Source organism: Pseudomonas sp. Q1-7 (assembly GCF_028010285.1).
Lineage (GTDB): Bacteria > Pseudomonadota > Gammaproteobacteria > Pseudomonadales > Pseudomonadaceae > Metapseudomonas.
Genome location: NZ_CP116304.1, coordinates 4,886,947 through 4,905,388, shown reverse-complemented (window position 1 = coordinate 4,905,388; position 18,442 = coordinate 4,886,947). Strand labels below are relative to the sequence as shown.

The following is an 18,442-nucleotide window of genomic DNA, read 5'->3' as shown; positions in this document are numbered from 1 at the left end:
GCAGGACAAGGCGTTCGGCGTGGCAGTGCAGGCGCCCCAGGCGATGCGTATTCAACTGGTCGACCCGGAGCCGGCGCCAGCGCCGGTTCTAGTCCCGGCGTCGCGTTCGGCGGTCAACACGAAGCGGTCTCAACCGGCCAGGCCGTCGCCACCCGTCCGCCCCTCCGTGGTGACGAACAGGCCTTGGCCCACACCCTCCAGGCCGGCCGCGCGGTCCGAGCCCGCCCGGGACGAGCCCCGTGCCCAGGCAAAGCCGCAGGCCATGGCTTCAACAAAGGCCGAACCGACCCGCGCAGAGCTCCCTGTGGTTGCCAGTTCGCTGCCGGAGCCGGCGAGTCCCCAGGTGACCGAGGTATTCAGCCGTGAGCCGTCGTTCCTCACACCGCCCAAGCCTCCGGTCTACCCAGCCCTGGCGCGACGCCGCAACCAGCAGGGCCTGGTCCTGGTGGAGGTTCGGCTCGATGCCCAAGGGCTGCTGCAAGGGATCAGGCTGCTTCGTTCGTCCGGTGTGGAGAGTCTCGATCGATCGGCCCTGGACGCGGTCGCAGCCTGGCGCTTTCGCCCCGAAACCCGCAATGGCCGGCCTGTGGCTAGCCGCGTGCGCATACCCATTGAATTCGCCCTGTCGGCGAGCCGCTGAATCACAAGGAGCTCCAGATGAGCCTGCAAACTTCGACCCCCAGCCCGGTTTCCTCTCTCTATCAGGCCTGGCAGACGCTACGCGCTGAGCAGCCGCGTCTGCGCGCGAGGGATGCCGCCCGGCGCCTGTCCGTCAGCGAAGCCGAACTGACCGCCAGCCGCCTCGGCGTGGATGCCATTCGACTGCGACCGGAGTGGCCCGCCTTGCTGCCGGCGTTCGGTGAGTTGGGCTACATCATGGCGCTGACGCGCAACGAGCATTGCGTGCATGAGCGCAAGGGCTACTACCGGGAAGTGTCGGTGATGGCCAACGGTCAGATGGGCCTGGTGGTCTCCGCCGACATCGACCTGCGCCTGTTCATGGGCGGCTGGTCCAGCGCGTTCGCCGTGGCCGAGGAGACCCCGCGTGGCATGCAGCGCAGCATCCAGGTCTTCGACCAGCAGGGCGCGGCGGTACACAAGGTGTTCCTGACCGACGACAGCCGACTGGAGGCCTGGCACCCCCTGGTGGAACGCTTCCGCGCCGAGGAGCAACGCGATGATCTCGACTTGCGCCCGCTGCCTGAGCCTCCCCAGGCCAGGCCCGATGCCGAGATCGACGTCGCCGCGCTGCGCGAAGGTTGGGCGGCGCTGAAGGACACCCATCATTTCTTCGCCCTGCTGAAAAAGCACGGCGCCGAGCGTACCCAGGCGCTGCGCCTGGCTGGCAGCGAATGGGCTGAGCAATTGCACACCGCCGAGCTGCCGCGCCTGATGGAAGAGGCTGGCGCGCGCGAGGTGCCGATCATGGTGTTCGTCGGTAACCGCCACTGCATCCAGATCCACAGCGGTACCGTCAGTAACCTGAAATGGCTGGATACCTGGTTCAACGTGCTCGATCCGGAATTCAACCTGCACCTGCAAACCGCCGGCTTGACCGAACTCTGGCGCGTGCGCAAGCCCAGCGCCGACGGTGTGATCACCAGTTGGGAGGCCTTCGACGCGGAAGGTCAGTTGGTCGTGCAATTGTTCGGCGCGCGCAAACCCGGTATTCCTGAGCGGGAGGACTGGCGGGCGCTGGCCGAGGGCGCACCGGCCCTCTGATCCCGAACCGCCAGGGGCGAAGCGTCCCCGTCCAGGCCAGCGCCCTGTGAGCACGGGGTGTTGGCGTTTGCCGCAGTCAGCGATGGAGTTGTTTTCGATGCGTCTTGTTGTCGGTCTGGCCAGCCTTTGCGCGGGCATTCTGTTTTCCCACCAGGCCGCCGTGGCCGAGCCCCTTCCCCAGCGTTGGGTCAGCGCCGGCGGTTCGCTCAGTGAGTGGATAGTGGTGCTGGGAGGGCAGGACAAGCTGGTCGGCGTGGATACCACCAGCCAGCATCCCGAGGAGCTGAACGCGCTGCCCAGCATTGGCTACCGGCGCCAACTGGCGGCTGAGGGGATACTTTCGCTGCGACCGGACATTCTGCTGGGAACCGAGGAAATGGGGCCGCCGCCGGTCCTGGCCCAGGTCGGCGCTGCGGACGTGCGCGTCGAGCGGCTTTCTACCTCCGCCGATCTGCCCACCCTGGAGAAGAACCTCGAACGGATCGGTGCCCTGCTGGGCGTCGAAGCACGTGCCACGCAAATCTTCTCCGAGTACAGCCAGCGCCTGCAGCGCCAGGCCGAGTGGGTCGCCAGGGTGCAGGAGAGCCAATCAGCACCGAAGGTGTTGTTGCTGCTCGGCCACGCCGGCAGCAGTCCGCTGGCGGCAGGCAAGGACACCGCCGCCGCCTGGCTGATCGAGCGTGCCGGCGGGCATAATCTGACCGACCATCAGGGCTACAAGGCAATTTCCAACGAGGCTCTCGCGGCCCTCGACCCTGACGTGGTGGTGATTGCCGGCCGCCACCTGGAGGGCGATGCCGCGCAGGATGCTCTGCTCAAGCAGAATCCGGCCCTGGCCGCGACCCGCGCGGCCCGCGAGGGGCGCCTGCTGAGCCTGGACCCGACGCTGCTGGTGGGCGGCCTTGGCCCGCGCCTGCCTGATGGCATGGTCGCGCTTTCCAGGGGCTTCTATCCTTCGGCTCCAGCCCTGACCGAGAGACACCCGAGTCAACCATGATCGCCTCCCTTCATTCCCGCCCATTGTTTATCGCACTGGGCGTCCTGCTGCTGATCGCGCTCTGGCTGTCCCTGGCGCTGGGGCCGGTCAGCCTGCCCCTGGGGGAGACGCTGCGTGCGGCCCTGCGCCTGGTCGGGTTGCCGTTCTCCGGCGAAGGTCTGGAGCAGGCCGAGCTGATCCTCGGGCAGATTCGTCTGCCGCGAACCTTGCTCGGGCTGGCCGTGGGCGCCGTGCTGGCGCTTTCCGGCGTGGCCATGCAGGGGTTGTTCCGCAACCCCCTGGCCGACCCCGGACTGGTGGGTGTTTCCAGCGGTGCCGCGCTGGGCGGAGCCACGGCCATCGTCGGTGGTACCGCACTGGGTGGCTTGCCGGATGCCTTCGCGCCTTATCTGCTGTCTCTCTGCGCCTTCGCCGGTGGTTTGGGCGTGACCGTGCTGGTCTATCGGTTGGGACGTCGCGATGGCCAGACCAGCGTGGCCACCATGTTGCTCGCCGGTATCGCGCTGACCGCCCTGGCCGGCGCGGTGATCGGTCTGTTCACCTACCTCGCCGATGACGCCACCCTGCGCAGCCTGACCTTCTGGAACATGGGCAGTCTCAACGGCGCCAGCTATTCGCGGCTCTGGCCGCTGCTGATCGTCACACTCTTCGTGGTCTGCTGGCTGCCGCGCCGGGCCAAGGCGCTCAATGCCCTGCTCCTCGGCGAGTCCGAGGCCCGCCACCTGGGGTTCGATGTCGAGCGCCTGAAGCGCGAACTGGTGTTCTGCACCGCGCTCGGGGTGGGGGCCGCAGTGGCCGCGGCAGGGCTGATCGGCTTTATCGGCCTGGTGGTGCCGCATCTGGTACGCCTGGTCGCAGGGCCCGATCATCGGGTGCTGCTGCCGGCCTCGGCCCTGGCCGGGGCCAGTCTGATGCTGCTGGCCGACCTGGCGGCGCGGCTGGTGCTGGTGCCGGCCGAATTGCCCATCGGTATCGTGACCGCACTGATCGGCGCGCCCTTTTTCCTCTACCTGCTGGTGCGAGGTCGCCCCTGATGCTGCGCGTGGAACAGCTGGATGTATGGCGTGGCGGCAAGCAGGTGCTGACGGGCGTCGATCTGGAATTGCGGCCGGGCGAGGTACTCGGGGTGCTCGGCCCCAATGGCGCGGGCAAAAGCACGCTGCTGGGAGCGCTTTGTGGCGAGGTTTCGCTGGCGGCGGGCAAGGTCAGCCTGGACGACCGTACGCTGGCTGACTGGAGTGGCCCGCAGCGTGCGCGACGCCTGGCGGTGTTGCCGCAAAGCTCGACCCTGAACTTCGCCTTCCGCGTGGAGGAAGTCGTGGCCATGGGGCGCATGCCCCACGACACCGGGAATGAGCGGGATGCCGAAGTCGTGGCCGAGGCGTTGCAGGCGGCGGATGCCAGCCACCTGGCCGGCCGCAGCTACCTGGCGCTTTCCGGTGGCGAACGACAGCGAGTACACCTGGCGCGGGTATTGGCCCAGCTCTGGCCGGGAAGCTCCGGGCAGATTCTCCTGCTCGACGAGCCCACCTCGGCGCTCGATCCCCTGCATCAGCACATCACCCTGCAGGCCGTGCGCACCTTCGCCGAACGTGGGGTGGCGGTGCTGGTGATCCTGCATGACCTGAACCTGGCCGCGCGTTACTGCGACCGTTTGTTGCTGCTCGCCGATGGACGGCCCCATGTGCTGGGGCCTCCGGAACAGGTCCTCCAGGCCGAACCGCTCCAGGCCGTGTTCGGCCTGGAAGTGCTGGTGCAGCGCCACCCCGAGCGCGGCCATCCGCTGATCGTTGCGCGTTGAATCGAACAAGGACTTTGCATGCGTATTTTTCTGATCGTTTTCTGTGGCCTGCTGGCCGCTTGCCAGAGCCTGCCTCCGCTGCCCGAGTGGCAAAGCTCCGAAGGGCGGGGGAGTCCCGACCTGGGCGTGATCCGCGACCTGCGCAGTGGTGAACGGCTGACCCCGGAGCAACTGGTGGCGCGGCTTGCCGCCGAGCCGCGGGTGTTGGTGGGGGAGCAGCACGACAACCCCGACCACCACACGTTGCAACTGTGGCTGCTGCAGGCCCTGGAGGCTCGTCGCGAGCAGGGCAGTCTATTGCTGGAGATGCTCGATCCCGAGCAGCAGGCCAAGGTGGATGCCGTGCGCCAGGGGCCGCTGCCGAGTGACCTGCCCCAGGCTCTGGCATGGCAGAAGAACTGGAATTGGACCCTCTACGGTCCGATCGTTCGGCATGCCCTGGCGCAACCCTATCCGTTGCTGGCGGCAAACCTCGACCGTAGCGAGATCAGGCGCATCTATAAGGCACCTCCTTTGTTGCAGGGACCGCGCTCCACCGCCGATGCGGTGCGCGGACCATTGCTGGAGCAGATTCGCGAGTCCCACTGCGGCCTGCTGCCGGAGTCCCAGATGCCGGCGATGCTCGCCGTGCAGCAACAGCGCGATCGGCGCATGGCGGAACGCCTGCTGGCAGCGCCCGGGCCGGCCCTGTTGTTCGCGGGAGCCTTCCACGTGCGCCGTGACCTGGGGGTGCCCCTGCACCTGGCGGATCTGGGCCGGCCTGAAGGCAATGCGGTACTGATCCTCTCCGAGGTGGGCAAGCCGGTGGAGCGGGGGGCCGCCGACTATGTCTGGTACACCGCTGCGCTGCCGCCTATCGATCACTGTGCCGGGCTGCGCCGGCAACTTCCCGCCGCGCGCTGAAGCCCTGGCCTGAGGGCCGTCAGGCATTCGGGAAATGGCACGCAAAAAAAGACCCGGCAAATTGCCGGGTCGAAAACCGTGATTAGCCTGATGAGGAGATAATCTGAAGAGTCCGACTGCTTGGTCTCCCAGTTTACCGACTGATCTCGCGATCAGTTGCGATAATAATAACAATTCTCATTTTCGAGTCAAGCGCTGACAACTCGATTTTTTCATCCTGCGTTTCCCGCCCCCTGAAAGCAGAAACCCCGGCACCAGGCCGGGGTTTCTGCTTTCAGGAATTGTCCGGGGATAGCCGCAATTGGGTGACTTCCTTGTTCAGCAGGTCGATACGCCGCGCCATGCTCTCGATCAGGCTGTGTGCGATGCGTGGATTGCTTTGCATCAGGCTGAGGAACTGCTCTTTGGGGATGACCATCACGGTGCAGGGCTCGCTGGCCACCACCGTGGCGCTGCGCCTCTCCCGGGTGAAGACGGCCATGGCGCCGAAAATCTCGTCCTTCTGCACGTCACCGACTTTCTGCCCGTCGACGAAGGCTTCGGCATGACCCTCGATGATGATGAACACGTGGTCGGCTTCGTCGCCCTGGTGGATCAGCTCCTCTCCGGCGGAAAAGTGCCGAAAGCCGGTCGAGGGGCGAACGTCCGGTTGCTTCAGGCGCGCCACGGCATCGGAAAGCAGTGCGGTGTGGCCCACCAGGTACTGGATGAACAGTTCCTGGCGCTTCTCGTCGCCATAAATGTGCTTGAACACTTCGTTGCGGCTGAACGGCAGCAGGCTGATGGGTTCTTCGCTGCTGTAGCGGCAGGACGGCAGGTCGATGCCCTGGCGCAGGCCCACCAGGTCGCCTTCCTGCAAATAGAAGAGAGGGCGTTCGTCGACGACCGCATGGAGCAGGCCATTTTCAATCAGGAACAACTGATTGCCCGGCAGGATTGGCGACAGGTCTTCGACCTGATCCAGGCGAACCGAGGGGCCGCTCGGTTCCAGGCCATCGAGCAATTGCCCGGGGATGCTCTGCAGTCTGTTGATCAGCTGATCGGCATAGGCCGGTTGCTCCCCGAGTAGGTACATGGCGGTAATTCCTTGAACTGACTGGAATGGCGTGGCGCACGAAGGCCCCTGAGACAATAGGGGGGCAGCACCTGACTCGTAAATCTCTCTCGGCGGAGGTTGTGAGCTAGCTCTTGTTGTGAAGACCCGGAGTGTCCAACTGGTGGTTCAGTTCAGCCTTGTGGCCGGGTGTCAGATCGTTCCAGTGGATGTCCAGCAGGGCGCCTTCGATGGCATACAGCAGCACTTTCGAGGCCCGGAATCCGCGTGCCCGAACAGCCTTATAGGCACCCACGGCGCCAAGTCGTCGCAGGTCGGATGCGCTGTGGATGCCGACGGCGTGCAACCACTGCGCCGAGGTCTTGCCCAGATTCTTCATGTGTTGCAGTTCGTCGTTCATCGAGCCTCCTTGCGGTGGAATGGGCACGAGAGGGACAGGGCTGCAATTAAGTGTAGCGGCCCATTCGTGACGTGGCCTTGTGCTATCGCCCCATCCTCGTGCGCTCCCTGCACGGAACACGATGACCGCTGGCGCAATAGGCCCCTTCCTGGCTGCTCGTTCGCGCGCAGGCATTGCCTGCCGTGGAGCGGCAGCTGTGCAGAAAGGTGCCTGCCGCCCGGCCAAAGGGGTCAGCCGGCAGTATAGAAGCCACGCCGGAGGTTGCCCGGCGCGGTGGGGAGGGGTCAGACGCCCGGCAGATGCTGGCGGATGAGCTTCACCAGGTCGTCGAGGCTGGAGGCCTGGTGGGTGTCGATGCGCTTGCTCTGGGTCTGCTCGCTCGCATTCAGCGGCTCGCGGTTGGCCAGTTGCGCGCGCACCACCTCCAGGGTGGCGTCGGACGGGTCGCCGCCCTCGGCCTGGCGCTGGGCCAGCCAGCTTTCGATCACGGCTTCCGGGGCATGGCACTCGAGGATCAGGAAGGGCGTACCGGTTTTCTCGGCAACCTTGCGCGCGGCCTTGCGCTGCGCCAGCTTGAGGAAGGTGGCATCGATGATGACCGGGAATCCGGCCTGCAGGGCGACCGTTGCCAGCTGGTTCAGGCGCTCATAGGTGGCGACGCTGGCTTCAGCGTCGTAGATACCGCTTTGCAGCCCTTCGGCGCCGGGCTGCTGTTCGCCGAACAGGCGCTTGCGTTCGATGTCCGAGCGCAGGCGGATGGCGCCCAGGGCTTCCACCAGGCGCAGCGCCACATGGCTCTTGCCCGAGGCGGATACGCCGCTGGTAATGGCCAGGAAGGGCGACGGGATGGCGCTGTAGCTTTCGGCCAGGCTGGCATAGTTGCGGTACTGGCGAACGGTGGCGGCCTTCTGCACGGCATCGGCCTGATGGGCCAGGCTGAACAGGGCGATCTTGGCGCGTACCAGGGCGCGGTAGGCCTTATAGAAATTGAGCAGCTCCAGGCCTTCGTAATCGCCAGTGTGCTCCAGGTACTGGCTCACCAGGCGACGGGACAGGGACTTGAGGCCGCGGTCCTCAAGGTCCATGGCGATGAAGGCGATGTCGGCGTAGACGTCGGTGAAGCGGAACGGCTCGTTGAACTCGATGCAGTCGAAGAGCACGACTTCGCCATCGATCAGCGTGGCATTGCCCAGGTGGATGTCGCCATGGCATTCGCGAATGAAGCCTGCCTGCTTGCGTTGCGCCAGCAGCGGCTTGAGGCGCTCGAAGCTGCTCTCTGCCCAGGCTTCCAGGGCGTCCAGTTGTTGCAGGTCGGCCTTGTCGTTCAGCAGCGGACGAATCTGCTCGAAGTTCTGCCGGACCGGCATCATCACCGCCTCGGGAGTGCCGAGCGGGTGTTCGACGGCCACGTTCGGGGCAGCCAGGTGGAAACGGGCGATCTGTCCCGCGAGGGCATCGACGTGCGCGGGGGTGAGCTCGCCACGGGCCTGCAGGGCGCTGAGCAGGTTGTCCTGGGGGAACTGGCGCATCTTCAGCACGTACTCGATGGCCGGGCCGTCGCCGCCGATCTGCGGGGCCTCGACACTGCCGGTGACCGGCAGCACCTCAAGATAGAGATCGCGGGTCAGGCGCTGATTGAGGCGCAGTTCTTCTTCACAGAAGTGCCGGCGGTCGTCGAGGCTGGTGAAATCGAGAAAGCCAAAATTCACCGGCTTCTTTACTTTGTAGACATAGCTGCCGGTCAGCAGTACCCAGGAAATATGCGTCTCGATCACCTGGAACCCCTCCACCGGATGCGGATAAAGGGTGGGGTTCTGCAGGGCGGCTATCAGGGACTGGCTCACGGGCGTTCCTTGTTCTTTCGCTGTGGAAGGCCGGCATTATCGCCGTTGAGCACCGGCCTGCAAACCGTCAGGGCGTGCCTGTTGGCTGTGGATAAAGTGCGTATAATGCGCCGCCATGACACGTCCCCGATCCCCCAAATCCCGCTCCAAACGCCGTTCCAACGGTATTCGCCCCTGGCTGGGCTGGGCCGTCAAGCTGGGCCTGGTAGGCCTGGTGATACTGGCCGGTTTCGCCATCTATCTCGACGCCGTGGTGCAGGAAAAATTCTCCGGCAAGCGCTGGACGGTACCGGCCAAGGTGTACGCACGGCCGCTTGAACTGTTCGTCGGCCTGAAGCTGTCCAAGGACGACTTTCTCAAGGAGCTGGATGCCCTTGGCTACCGCCGCGAAAGCGTATCCAATGGGCCGGGCGCAGCGTCGGTTGCCGGCAACGCCGTCGAGTTGAACACCCGGGGCTTCCAGTTCTACGAAGGCGCCGAGCCGGCGCAGCGGGTTCGTGTGCGTTTCTCCGGCGATTATGTGGCCGGCCTGACCCAGGCCAACGGCGCCGACCTGGCCGTGGCCCGGCTGGAACCGCTGCTGATCGGTGGCCTCTATCCCGCGCATCATGAAGATCGAGTGCTGATCAAGCTGGATCAGGTCCCCGCCTATCTGGTGGAAACCCTGGTGGCGACGGAAGACCGTGAGTTCTTCAACCACCACGGCGTGTCGCTGAAGTCCATCGCCCGTGCGTTCTGGGTCAACGCCACTGCCGGCGAGCTGCGCCAGGGTGGGAGTACCCTGACCCAGCAGTTGGTGAAGAACTTCTACCTGACCAGCGAGCGCAGCCTCTCCCGCAAGGCCACCGAAGCCATGATGGCGGTGCTGCTGGAGCTGCATTACGACAAGCGCGAGATTCTCGAGGCCTACCTGAACGAGGTGTTCCTCGGCCAGGACGGCCAGCGTGCCATCCATGGCTTCGGACTGGCCAGCCAGTACTTCTTCAGTCAACCCCTGGCGGAGCTGAAGGTGCACCAGATCGCCCTGTTGGTGGGCATGGTCAAGGGGCCGTCCTACTACAACCCGCGACGCTTCCCTGAGCGTGCCCTGGAGCGCCGCAACCTGGTGATCGACCTGCTGGCCGAGCAGGGCGTTGTCACCCCCGAGGAAGCTGCCGCCGCCAAGCAGAAGCCCCTGGGCGTGACCCGGCGCGGCAGTCTTGCGGACAGCTCCTACCCGGCATTCCTCGACCTGGTGAAGCGCCAGTTGCGTCAGGACTATCGCGAGGAAGACCTGACCGAGGAAGGTCTGCGCATCTTCACCAGTTTCGACCCCATCCTGCAGTCCAAGGCGGAAACCTCGCTGAGCGAAACCCTCAAGCGCTTGGCGGGACGCAAGGGTGTGGATCAGGTCGAGTCGGCCATGGTCGTGAGCAATCCGGAAACCGGCGAGATCCAGGCGCTGATCGGCAGCCGCCAGCCACGCTTCGCCGGCTTCAACCGTGCCGTGGATGCCGTGCGTCCCATCGGTTCGCTGATCAAACCGGCCGTCTACCTCACCGCGCTGGAGCGTCCGAGCCAGTACACCCTCACCAGTTGGGTCGCCGACGAACCCTTCTCGGTGAAGGGGCAGGATGGCCAGGTCTGGCGCCCGCAGAACTACGATCGTCGCGCTCACGGAACCATCTACCTGTATCAGGGGCTGGCCAACTCCTACAACCTGTCGACGGCCAAGCTCGGCCTGGAACTGGGCGTGCCCAATGTGCTCAAAACCCTTGAGAGACTGGGTGTTTCCCGCGAATGGCCGGCCTATCCCTCGATGCTCCTTGGCGCCGGTGCGCTGAGCCCGATGGAAGTGGCGACCATGTACCAGACCTTGGCCAATGGTGGCTTCAATACGCCGTTGCGAGCGATTCGCAGCGTGCTGACTGCCGAGGGGGAGCCGCTCAAGCGATACCCCTTCCAGATTCAGCAGCGCTTCGATCCGGGCGCCATTTACCTGGTGCAGAACGCCATGCAGCGGGTGATGCGCGAGGGCACCGCGCGGTCGGTGTACAGCCAGTTGCCGTCCTCGCTGACCCTGGCGGGCAAGACCGGGACTACCAACGACTCGCGGGACAGTTGGTTCGCTGGCTTCAGTCAGGATTTGCTGGCGGTGGTCTGGCTGGGGCGCGATGATAACGGCAAGACACCACTGACAGGCGCCACCGGCGCACTGCAGGTCTGGACCAGCTTCATGCGCAAGGCCGACCCGCTGCCGCTGGATATGCCGATGCCAGAAAACGTCGTTCAGGCGTGGATCGATCCGCACAGTGGCCAGGGCTCCGACCCAAGCTGCCCGGGTGCGGTGCAGATGCCCTACATTCGCGGCAGCGAACCCGTCCCCGGTGCGCCGTGCGGCCTGGGCGCACCCGTGGACTCGGTCATGGACTGGGTTCGCGGTTGGATGCAATGAACCGAGAGGATGAAACGTGAGTAAAGCCTGGATTCCCGCCCTTGCGGCAGCCGCTCTGCTGGCCGGTTGTGCCACCCCGCAGCGAGGCGCCATCCCCGTGGTCGACTCCGGCGCCCCCCTGTCCGAGTTGGAACAGGGTACCTCGAACCAGGGTGGCTACAGTCAGCCCCCCGCCGCACCACGCAGCATTCCCGAGGATTCCGGCGTGGTGGTCATGGTGCCGGGTGCCAGCTCCGGCGCTCCGATTGCCGCGCCTGCCCCCAGCGCCCCCATCAGTGGCAGCATCACCAGCGGGGCCATCACTCCTGGCTCCATCACCAGTGGCCCGGCTCCGGATTCGAGCGTTCCGGCCTATGGCTCTTCCAGCACCCCCAGCTACGGCTCGTCGAATTACAGCGTGCCATCCCCCAGCGCCCCGACTGGCATTCCCAGCAGCGGCAGTGGCCTCGCCGCGGATGAGCAGCTCGATGGTCCGGTACTGGCGCTGCTGACCACGGCCCAGCAACAACAAGGGAGCGGCGACCTCAATGGTGCCGCCGCTAGCCTGGAGCGCGCCCAGCGCATCGCGCCGCGCGAGCCCCAGGTGCTCTATCGCCTGGCCGAAGTGCGTCTGGCCCAGGGGGATGCAGCTCAGGCCGAGCAATTCGCCCGGCGCGCGCTCACTTATGCCAACGGCCGGCCGGCTCTGCAGGCCAGTCTGTGGGACCTGATCGCGCGCTCTCGTGATCGCCAGGGCGACCCGGCGGGTGCCGCGTTGGCTCGCGAGAAAGCCAAGGTCAATCTCTGATGGATTCGCGTTGCCTTGAAGTGGCTGACCAGCTCCTGCTCATCGAGCGGGAGCTTCGTAGCCTGGGAATGTGGTCGGAGGTGTCGCCTGGTGCGGACGCCCTGGCCAGCCAGGCGCCCTTCTGTGTAGATACCCTGGCCTTCGAAGAATGGCTGCAGTGGATTTTCCTGCCGCGCATGAAGCTCATTCTTGAACATGACCTGGAGCTGCCGCAGGCGTCCGGGATTCGTTCCATGGCGGAAGAGGTCTATCGGGAGCGCATGGCCGAAGTGGGCCGGCTGCTCGACGCCCTGGAGGCCTTCGACCGGCTCATCGGTGGTGCGAACTGAGGCATCGCCTCAGTTGCAATTCTCGCCGATCGCCTTCTCGGCTTCCCGGATGCGGGACTGTCTTTCTTCCTCGCTGAGGCGCCGGACATCGCCGTTCACTTCAACACGCAGGCGCGGATTGTTCTGCAGCTGAGCCAGGTTGGTGCGCACGGTTTCGCAGTATTTGCGACGTTCCGCTTCCTGGGTCGCAACTTCCGCCTTCACCTTTTCGTCGATCACCTTCTGGTCGCCCTCCGGTTTGTTTTCCGGCAGCGGGGCCTGCGGCTGGGCGATCTCGCTGTCCAGGCGCGGCAGGTGGGTAGGGGGCTTCGGCACCGAGGTGTTCACGCTGGTGGCTTCCTGGCCTTCGGGCGGCTGTGCGCCGAAGTGGGTTACCCCTTGGGCGTCCACCCATTTGTAGACCTGACCGGCCACGGTGGGTGTACTCAGTACCAGCAGCAGGCTGCCGACGAGAATCAAGCGATGCATGCGCTTTCCTTTTGATGGCGGAAAATCCTGCGCTAACTATAACCAAAAGCCGCCAACCGTGATTCTGCGTCGTGTCACAGCAATCCATGCAAGATTCCGTAACGGATTACTTGACTTGTCCCCGTCTAATCCGAAGAATCCAGGGTTCGCTGTTCCAGTGGGCCGGCCGCAAGTCGGAAGCTGTAGCAGTCGATGAGGTGCACACCCGCGCCGACCTGTAACACCCGCAACGCGTTACCTCGCGCTGGGTGGGAAAGCCCCGCAACAACTCTCAGGGGCCGCCCCAATGCTTGTTCAGTCAGTAGCTGACGTAGTCGGCGACCACCAGTCGCTCACGCCCTGACTGCAGGCAAACCTATTCAGGCCGTCCGGTCGCGGGCGGTTATCTGGCGTTCTAGAGGTGAAAAACGTGGAGCTTTTATCTGGCGCTGAAATGGTCGTCCGCTCGCTGCGTGACGAAGGCGTTAAGTACATCTATGGGTACCCGGGCGGTGCCCTCCTGCACATCTACGATGCCCTGTTCAAGGAAAATGACGTGACCCACATCCTGGTCCGTCACGAACAGGCTGCAACCCACATGGCCGACGGTTACGCCCGCGCCACCGGCAAACCCGGTGTGGTGCTGGTGACTTCCGGCCCCGGCGCCACCAACGCCATCACCGGCATCGCCACCGCCTACATGGACTCCATCCCGATGGTGATCCTGTCCGGCCAGGTGCCGAGCAACATGGTCGGCACTGACGCCTTCCAGGAAACCGACATGGTCGGTATCTCCCGCCCGATCGTGAAGCACAGCTTCATCATCAAGCATCCCTCGGAAATCCCCGAGGTGATCAAGAAGGCGTTCTACATCGCCCAGTCCGGTCGTCCCGGTCCGGTCGTCGTCGACATTCCCAAGGACATGGGCGACCCGACCCAGAAGTTCGAATACAGCTACCCGAAGAAGGTCAAGCTGCGCTCCTACAGCCCGGCGGTCCGTGGCCATTCCGGCCAGATCCGCAAGGCTGCCGAGATGCTCCTGTCCGCCAAGCGCCCGATTCTGTATTCCGGCGGCGGCGTAATCATGGGCAACGCATCCGAACAGCTCACCGAGCTGGCCAAGATGCTCAACCTGCCGGTGACCAACACCCTGATGGGCCTGGGCGCCTTCCCGGGCAGCGACCACCAGTTCGTCGGCATGCTCGGCATGCACGGCAGCTATACCGCCAACCTGGCAATGCATCACTCCGACGTGATTCTGGCCGTCGGCGCGCGCTTCGATGACCGCGTTATCAACGGTGCCGCTAAGTTCTGTCCGAACGCCAAGATTATCCACATCGATATCGACCCAGCGTCGATCTCCAAGACCATCAAGGCCGACATCCCGATCGTGGGCCCGGTGGACAGCGTGCTGGCGGAGATGGTCGCGATCCTCAAGGAAATCGGCGAGACCCCGAACAAGGAAACCGTCGCGGCCTGGTGGAAGCAGATCGACGAGTGGCGCGCTGGCGGTGACCTGTTCCCCTACGACAAGGGTGACGGCAGCATCATCAAGCCGCAGAGCGTGATCGAAACCCTCTGGGAAGTGACCAAGGGCGACGCCTTCGTGACTTCCGATGTGGGTCAGCACCAGATGTTCGCGGCGCAGTACTACCGCTTCAACAAGCCCAATCGCTGGATCAACTCCGGCGGCCTGGGCACGATGGGCTTCGGTTTCCCCGCAGCCATGGGCATCAAGCTGAGCTTCCCGGAAGCCGACGTCGCCTGCGTAACCGGCGAGGGCAGCATCCAGATGAACATCCAGGAGCTGTCCACCTGCCTGCAGTACGACCTGCCGGTGAAGATCATCAACCTGAACAACGGTGCGCTGGGCATGGTCCGCCAATGGCAGGACATGCAGTACAACAGCCGTTACTCGCACTCCTACATGGAATCGCTGCCTGACTTCGTTAAGCTGGCCGAGGCCTATGGCCACGTCGGCATTCGCGTGACCGATCCGAAGGATCTGAAGGCGAAGATGGAAGAGGCGTTTTCTCTGAAGAACCGTCTGGTGTTCCTCGACATCCAGGTGGACTCCAGCGAGCACGTCTACCCGATGCAGATTCGGGATGGCGCCATGCGCGACATGTGGCTGAGCAAGACGGAGCGGACCTGACCATGCGACACATCATTTCCCTGCTGCTGGAAAACGAGCCGGGCGCCCTGTCCCGCGTCGTCGGTCTGTTCTCCCAGCGCAACTACAACATCGAAAGCCTGACCGTGGCGCCGACCGAGGACCCGACTCTGTCGCGTCTGACCCTCACCACCGTCGGTCACGATGAGGTGATCGAGCAGATCACCAAGAACCTCAACAAGCTGATCGAAGTGGTCAAGCTGGTGAACCTGTCGGAAAGCGCCCACATCGAGCGCGAACTGATGTTGGTGAAGGTCAAGGCCACCGGCGCCCAGCGCGCCGAGGTCAAGCGCACCACCGACATCTTCCGCGGTCAGATCGTCGACGTGACGTCCAGCGTCTACACGATCCAACTGGCGGGTACCAGCGACAAGCTGGATAGCTTTATCCAGGCTATCGGCACCAGCTCGATCCTGGAAACAGTACGCAGTGGCGTTACCGGGATTTCCCGTGGCGACAAAGTGCTGACGGTCTGAACGCAGTCATGAAAAACCCCGCCTGGTGCGGGGTTTTTCTTGCCCGAATTTTATTGACGGCGATTCCAGAAGGCTGCGATCAGAGGGTCGTTGAGGCGTTTTTCCAAGGCGAATAAGCCGATGTCGTAGGCGGCCAGTGGCGGTTGAATATCGTAGATGCAGATACGCGCGGCCAGTGGGCTGTTGTCGAGCACGATCTGCGGAACCACGCCGATACCGAACCCCAGGCTCACCATGCTGACGATAGCCTCGTTGCCGCTCACCTGGGCATAGATGCGCGGCTTGATACCGTGGCTTTTCAGCCAGCGGTCGGTCCGGGTCCGGGCAAGGCCCTCCTCCGACAGAATCATTGGAACGTCTTTCCAGCTCTGTGCCGTGGGCTGACTCAGTTGTTCTTCTGTCAGCAGTTGAGGTGACTGTGGGCCGATGAAACGGAGCTCCGAGCGGGTAATCGACTGGAAATCGACGCCGGCTGGTAGATTGTCGGGTCGGGCGCCGATGGCGAGATCCTCCAGCCCTTGTTGCACCCGCTCGACGGCCTTCTCGGCGTCGCCGGTGTGCAGCTTCATTTCGATGCGCGGGTAGTCCTGGCGGAAGCTGCTCAGAATGTCGTAGAGGAAGCTGTAGCTCGCTGTCACGGAGCAATACAGGGAGAGTTCGCCGTGCAGGTCCAATTGGTCCTGCATGAGGCGTTGGCGGATGGCATGCCAGCCACTCATGACCTCGCTCGCGTATTCGCGGAACTGCTGCCCCTCGCGGGTCAGCTGAACTGAGCGACTGTCGCGCACGAACAGGGGGGCGCCGAGTTCTTCCTCGAGTTGCTTGATGCTGCGACTGAGCGCCGAGGGGCTGACATGCTGCTCGCGGCTGGTTTTGCCGAAGTGCAGATTGTCTGCCAGGGCAAGGAATAGCTTGAGGGAGTGGCTGTCCATGACCGTTTCTATATTCGGCATATTGCGTTGCGAATATATCATTTTACGCAATGGAAGGGATCGCTTAATGTGCCCTTGTCGCGGTGCGCGCACCCAATCCCTTTCGCTATAAAAGAGCCAGGAACATGAAAGTTTATTACGACAAAGACTGTGACCTCTCGATCATCCAGGGCAAGAAAGTTGCCATCATCGGTTACGGCTCCCAGGGTCACGCTCACGCGTGCAACCTGAAAGATTCCGGTGTCGACGTAACCGTCGGCCTGCGCCCGGGCTCCGCCACCGTTGCCAAGGCCGAGGCCCATGGTCTGACCGTCAAGAGTGTGCCGGAAGCCGTTTCCGCTGCTGACCTGGTCATGATCCTGACTCCGGACGAGTTCCAGTCCAAGCTGTACAAGGAAGAAGTCGAGCCGAACCTGAAGAAGGGCGCCACCCTGGCCTTCGCCCACGGTTTTGCCATCCACTACAACCAGGTCGTACCGCGTGCCGATCTCGACGTGATCATGATCGCGCCGAAGGCTCCGGGCCACACCGTTCGCTCCGAGTTCGTCAAGGGCGGTGGCATCCCTGACCTGGTAGCCGTTTACCAGGACGCTTCCGGCAACGCCAAGAACGTCGCCCTGTCCTACGCCTGCGGCGTGGGCGGCGGCCGTACCGGCATCATCGAAACCACCTTCAAGGACGAAACCGAAACCGACCTGTTCGGTGAGCAGGCCGTTCTCTGCGGCGGTTGCGTCGAGCTGGTGAAGGCTGGCTTCGAAACCCTGGTCGAAGCTGGCTACGCGCCGGAAATGGCCTACTTCGAGTGCCTGCACGAACTGAAGCTGATCGTCGACCTGATGTACGAAGGCGGCATTGCCAACATGAACTACTCGATCTCCAACAACGCCGAGTACGGTGAGTACGTAACCGGTCCGGAGGTCATCAACGCCGAATCCCGTCAGGCCATGCGCAACGCTCTGAAGCGCATCCAAGATGGCGAGTACGCCAAGATGTTCATCCAGGAAGGCGCCTCGAACTACGCTTCGATGACTGCTTACCGTCGCAACAACGCCGCCCACCCGATCGAGCAGGTCGGTGAGCGCCTGCGTGCGATGATGCCGTGGATCTCTGCCAACAAGATCGTCGACAAGACCAAGAACTAAGGTCTTTTCCCGATCTCCAAAGAACGCGGCCCAGGCCGCGTTCTTTTATTCTGGCGCCAGGCTTCTGGTATAAAGCCTGTCTGCCGGGCGGTTGATCCAAGGAACCGCCCAAAACTCCGAATTCGATGCAAGGATGTTGTTCATGAGTGAACGTCCCGAAGAGCCGAATCAGCCCACCGAGGGCGACAGCCTGCTGCCCATCGACGAGCACGTCGAGGAGGGCCAGGACGCCGAGGGTCGCAAGGTCCGCCACCGCGGCATCTACCTGCTGCCCAACCTGTTCACCACTGCCAACCTGTTCGCCGGCTTCTATGCCATCGTCAATGCCATGAGCGGCAACTTCTCGGTGGCCGCCGCCACTGTTTTCGTTGCCATGGTGCTTGACAGCCTCGATGGGCGTGTTGCCCGCCTCACCAACACGCAGAGCGCCTTCGGTGCCGAATACGACTCGCTGTCGGACATGGTCGCCTTTGGCGTCGCCCCCGCGCTGCTGGCTTTCGAATGGGCGCTGAGCGGCCTGGGTAGCGTTGGCCTGACCGTTGCGTTCATCTATGTAGCAGGAGCGGCGCTGCGTCTGGCGCGCTTCAACACCCAGATCGGCAAGGTGGACAAACGCTACTTCATCGGTCTCGCCAGTCCTGCCGCTGCGGGCGTGGTGGCTGGTACTGTCTGGGCCTTCAGCGATTTCGGCATCAAGGGTTCGAACATGTCGTTCATCGTGGCTCTGCTGGTCGCCTTGGCCGGCATGCTGATGGTGAGCAACATCAAGTTCTACAGCTTCAAGGACCTGGATCTCAAAGGTCGCGTGCCCTTCGTGGCGATCCTTGTGGTCGTGCTGGTCTTCGCCGTGGTGTTCAGCGACCCGCCGCGCATCCTTCTGCTGATCTTCCTGGCTTACGCCGCGTCCGGCCCGGTGCAATACTTGCTTCAACTGCGTCGCCGCAAACAGGTCGAGTGATGTAATTTCCTCGCGGCTCCGCAGTCTACTGGGCATTCCAGCC

18 protein-coding genes are annotated in these 18,442 nt (G+C 63.9%); 13 read left to right on the top strand and 5 right to left on the bottom strand.

Annotated features, from left to right (window positions below; genetic code table 11):
- The first annotated feature begins 343 nt into the window (after window positions 1–343).
- The 6 genes from PJW05_RS22740 (at window position 344) to PJW05_RS22715 (ending at window position 5,423) form a co-directional block, all read left to right on the top strand.
- Entirely contained in the window at window positions 344–640 is a 297-nt protein-coding gene (locus tag PJW05_RS22740; RefSeq protein ID WP_271409205.1) for an energy transducer TonB, read from the top strand.
- A 17-nt stretch (window positions 641–657) separates the two neighbouring features.
- Window positions 658–1,722 carry a hemin-degrading factor gene (locus tag PJW05_RS22735; protein ID WP_271409204.1) on the top strand — a complete coding sequence of 355 codons (1,065 nt, stop codon included), beginning with the start codon at window positions 658–660 and terminating at the stop codon, window positions 1,720–1,722.
- A gap of 97 nt (window positions 1,723–1,819) precedes the next feature.
- A complete protein-coding gene (locus PJW05_RS22730) occupies window positions 1,820–2,719 on the top strand; it encodes a heme/hemin ABC transporter substrate-binding protein (RefSeq protein ID WP_271409203.1) in 900 nt (299 codons plus the stop codon).
- A gap of 50 nt (window positions 2,720–2,769) precedes the next feature.
- Window positions 2,770–3,753 carry a FecCD family ABC transporter permease gene (locus PJW05_RS22725; RefSeq protein WP_271412288.1) on the top strand — a complete coding sequence of 328 codons (984 nt, stop codon included), beginning with the start codon at window positions 2,770–2,772 and terminating at the stop codon, window positions 3,751–3,753.
- Complete coding sequence (locus PJW05_RS22720; protein ID WP_271409202.1) at window positions 3,753–4,520, top strand: heme ABC transporter ATP-binding protein; 768 nt, start codon at window positions 3,753–3,755, stop codon at window positions 4,518–4,520. The genes PJW05_RS22725 and PJW05_RS22720 overlap by 1 nt, the downstream gene beginning before the upstream one ends.
- An 18-nt stretch (window positions 4,521–4,538) precedes the next feature.
- Window positions 4,539–5,423: a ChaN family lipoprotein gene (locus PJW05_RS22715; RefSeq protein ID WP_271409201.1), complete on the top strand. Its 885-nt coding sequence runs from the start codon at window positions 4,539–4,541 to the stop codon at window positions 5,421–5,423.
- Window positions 5,424–5,697: 274 nt separating this feature from the next.
- Here PJW05_RS22715 and PJW05_RS22710 read toward each other — a convergent pair whose 3' ends face one another.
- The 3 genes from PJW05_RS22710 to PJW05_RS22700 all read right to left on the bottom strand — a co-directional run bounded on the left by PJW05_RS22710 (window position 5,698) and on the right by PJW05_RS22700 (window position 8,721).
- Window positions 5,698–6,498, bottom strand: a complete 801-nt coding sequence (locus tag PJW05_RS22710) for a Crp/Fnr family transcriptional regulator (RefSeq protein WP_271409200.1) — start codon at window positions 6,496–6,498, stop codon at window positions 5,698–5,700.
- Window positions 6,499–6,604: 106 nt separating this feature from the next.
- Window positions 6,605–6,877 carry a TfoX/Sxy family protein gene (locus PJW05_RS22705; RefSeq protein WP_271409199.1) on the bottom strand — a complete coding sequence of 91 codons (273 nt, stop codon included), beginning with the start codon at window positions 6,875–6,877 and terminating at the stop codon, window positions 6,605–6,607.
- A gap of 284 nt (window positions 6,878–7,161) precedes the next feature.
- The gene (locus PJW05_RS22700) at window positions 7,162–8,721 is read right to left on the bottom strand and encodes a bifunctional aminoglycoside phosphotransferase/ATP-binding protein (protein ID WP_271409198.1); all 1,560 of its coding nucleotides are present in this window, start codon (window positions 8,719–8,721) and stop codon (window positions 7,162–7,164) included.
- Window positions 8,722–8,836: 115 nt separating this feature from the next.
- On the opposite strand from PJW05_RS22700, the gene mrcB reads away from it, so the two are divergent.
- From mrcB to PJW05_RS22685, 3 genes are read left to right on the top strand one after another with little or no spacing between them, the layout of a single operon-like run.
- Complete coding sequence (gene mrcB / locus PJW05_RS22695; protein ID WP_271409197.1) at window positions 8,837–11,155, top strand: penicillin-binding protein 1B; 2,319 nt, start codon at window positions 8,837–8,839, stop codon at window positions 11,153–11,155.
- A gap of 16 nt (window positions 11,156–11,171) precedes the next feature.
- The gene (locus PJW05_RS22690) at window positions 11,172–11,942 is read left to right on the top strand and encodes a tetratricopeptide repeat protein (RefSeq protein ID WP_271409196.1); all 771 of its coding nucleotides are present in this window, start codon (window positions 11,172–11,174) and stop codon (window positions 11,940–11,942) included.
- Window positions 11,942–12,271 carry a YqcC family protein gene (locus tag PJW05_RS22685; protein ID WP_271409195.1) on the top strand — a complete coding sequence of 110 codons (330 nt, stop codon included), beginning with the start codon at window positions 11,942–11,944 and terminating at the stop codon, window positions 12,269–12,271. The genes PJW05_RS22690 and PJW05_RS22685 overlap by 1 nt, the downstream gene beginning before the upstream one ends.
- Before the next feature lie 9 nt (window positions 12,272–12,280).
- Here PJW05_RS22685 and PJW05_RS22680 read toward each other — a convergent pair whose 3' ends face one another.
- Window positions 12,281–12,739, bottom strand: a complete 459-nt coding sequence (locus PJW05_RS22680) for a DUF4124 domain-containing protein (protein ID WP_271409194.1) — start codon at window positions 12,737–12,739, stop codon at window positions 12,281–12,283.
- 409 nt (window positions 12,740–13,148) lie between these two features.
- On the opposite strand from PJW05_RS22680, the gene PJW05_RS22675 reads away from it, so the two are divergent.
- Complete coding sequence (locus PJW05_RS22675; RefSeq protein WP_271409193.1) at window positions 13,149–14,873, top strand: acetolactate synthase 3 large subunit; 1,725 nt, start codon at window positions 13,149–13,151, stop codon at window positions 14,871–14,873.
- Window positions 14,874–14,875: 2 nt separating this feature from the next.
- On the top strand, window positions 14,876–15,367 hold the full coding sequence (gene ilvN / locus PJW05_RS22670; RefSeq protein ID WP_271409192.1) for an acetolactate synthase small subunit: 492 nt from the start codon (window positions 14,876–14,878) through the stop codon (window positions 15,365–15,367).
- Between the two features lie 50 nt (window positions 15,368–15,417).
- On the opposite strand, the gene ilvY is transcribed toward ilvN, so the two are convergent.
- The gene (gene ilvY, locus PJW05_RS22665; protein WP_271409191.1) at window positions 15,418–16,299 is read right to left on the bottom strand and encodes an HTH-type transcriptional activator IlvY; all 882 of its coding nucleotides are present in this window, start codon (window positions 16,297–16,299) and stop codon (window positions 15,418–15,420) included.
- A 125-nt stretch (window positions 16,300–16,424) separates the two neighbouring features.
- On the opposite strand from ilvY, the gene ilvC reads away from it, so the two are divergent.
- Complete coding sequence (gene ilvC / locus PJW05_RS22660) at window positions 16,425–17,441, top strand: ketol-acid reductoisomerase (RefSeq protein WP_271409190.1); 1,017 nt, start codon at window positions 16,425–16,427, stop codon at window positions 17,439–17,441.
- A gap of 142 nt (window positions 17,442–17,583) precedes the next feature.
- On the top strand, window positions 17,584–18,399 hold the full coding sequence (gene pssA / locus PJW05_RS22655) for a CDP-diacylglycerol--serine O-phosphatidyltransferase (protein ID WP_271409189.1): 816 nt from the start codon (window positions 17,584–17,586) through the stop codon (window positions 18,397–18,399).
- Window positions 18,400–18,442 lie beyond the last annotated feature (43 nt).

Bases quoted from the DNA above. Each gene is read 5' to 3' on its own strand.
- mrcB (WP_271409197.1), top strand. From the start codon at position 8,837: ATGACACGTCCCCGATCCCCCAAATCCCGCTCCAAACGCCGTTCCAAC.
- PJW05_RS22720 (WP_271409202.1), top strand. From the start codon at position 3,753: ATGCTGCGCGTGGAACAGCTGGATGTATGGCGTGGCGGCAAGCAGGTG.
- PJW05_RS22705 (WP_271409199.1), bottom strand. From the start codon at position 6,877: ATGAACGACGAACTGCAACACATGAAGAATCTGGGCAAGACCTCGGCG.
- PJW05_RS22735 (WP_271409204.1), top strand. From the start codon at position 658: ATGAGCCTGCAAACTTCGACCCCCAGCCCGGTTTCCTCTCTCTATCAG.
- PJW05_RS22680 (WP_271409194.1), bottom strand. From the start codon at position 12,739: ATGCATCGCTTGATTCTCGTCGGCAGCCTGCTGCTGGTACTGAGTACA.
- ilvC (WP_271409190.1), top strand. From the start codon at position 16,425: ATGAAAGTTTATTACGACAAAGACTGTGACCTCTCGATCATCCAGGGC.
- pssA (WP_271409189.1), top strand. From the start codon at position 17,584: ATGAGTGAACGTCCCGAAGAGCCGAATCAGCCCACCGAGGGCGACAGC.
- ilvN (WP_271409192.1), top strand. From the start codon at position 14,876: ATGCGACACATCATTTCCCTGCTGCTGGAAAACGAGCCGGGCGCCCTG.
- PJW05_RS22685 (WP_271409195.1), top strand. From the start codon at position 11,942: ATGGATTCGCGTTGCCTTGAAGTGGCTGACCAGCTCCTGCTCATCGAG.
- PJW05_RS22710 (WP_271409200.1), bottom strand. From the start codon at position 6,498: ATGTACCTACTCGGGGAGCAACCGGCCTATGCCGATCAGCTGATCAAC.
- ilvY (WP_271409191.1), bottom strand. From the start codon at position 16,299: ATGGACAGCCACTCCCTCAAGCTATTCCTTGCCCTGGCAGACAATCTG.
- PJW05_RS22730 (WP_271409203.1), top strand. From the start codon at position 1,820: ATGCGTCTTGTTGTCGGTCTGGCCAGCCTTTGCGCGGGCATTCTGTTT.
- PJW05_RS22715 (WP_271409201.1), top strand. From the start codon at position 4,539: ATGCGTATTTTTCTGATCGTTTTCTGTGGCCTGCTGGCCGCTTGCCAG.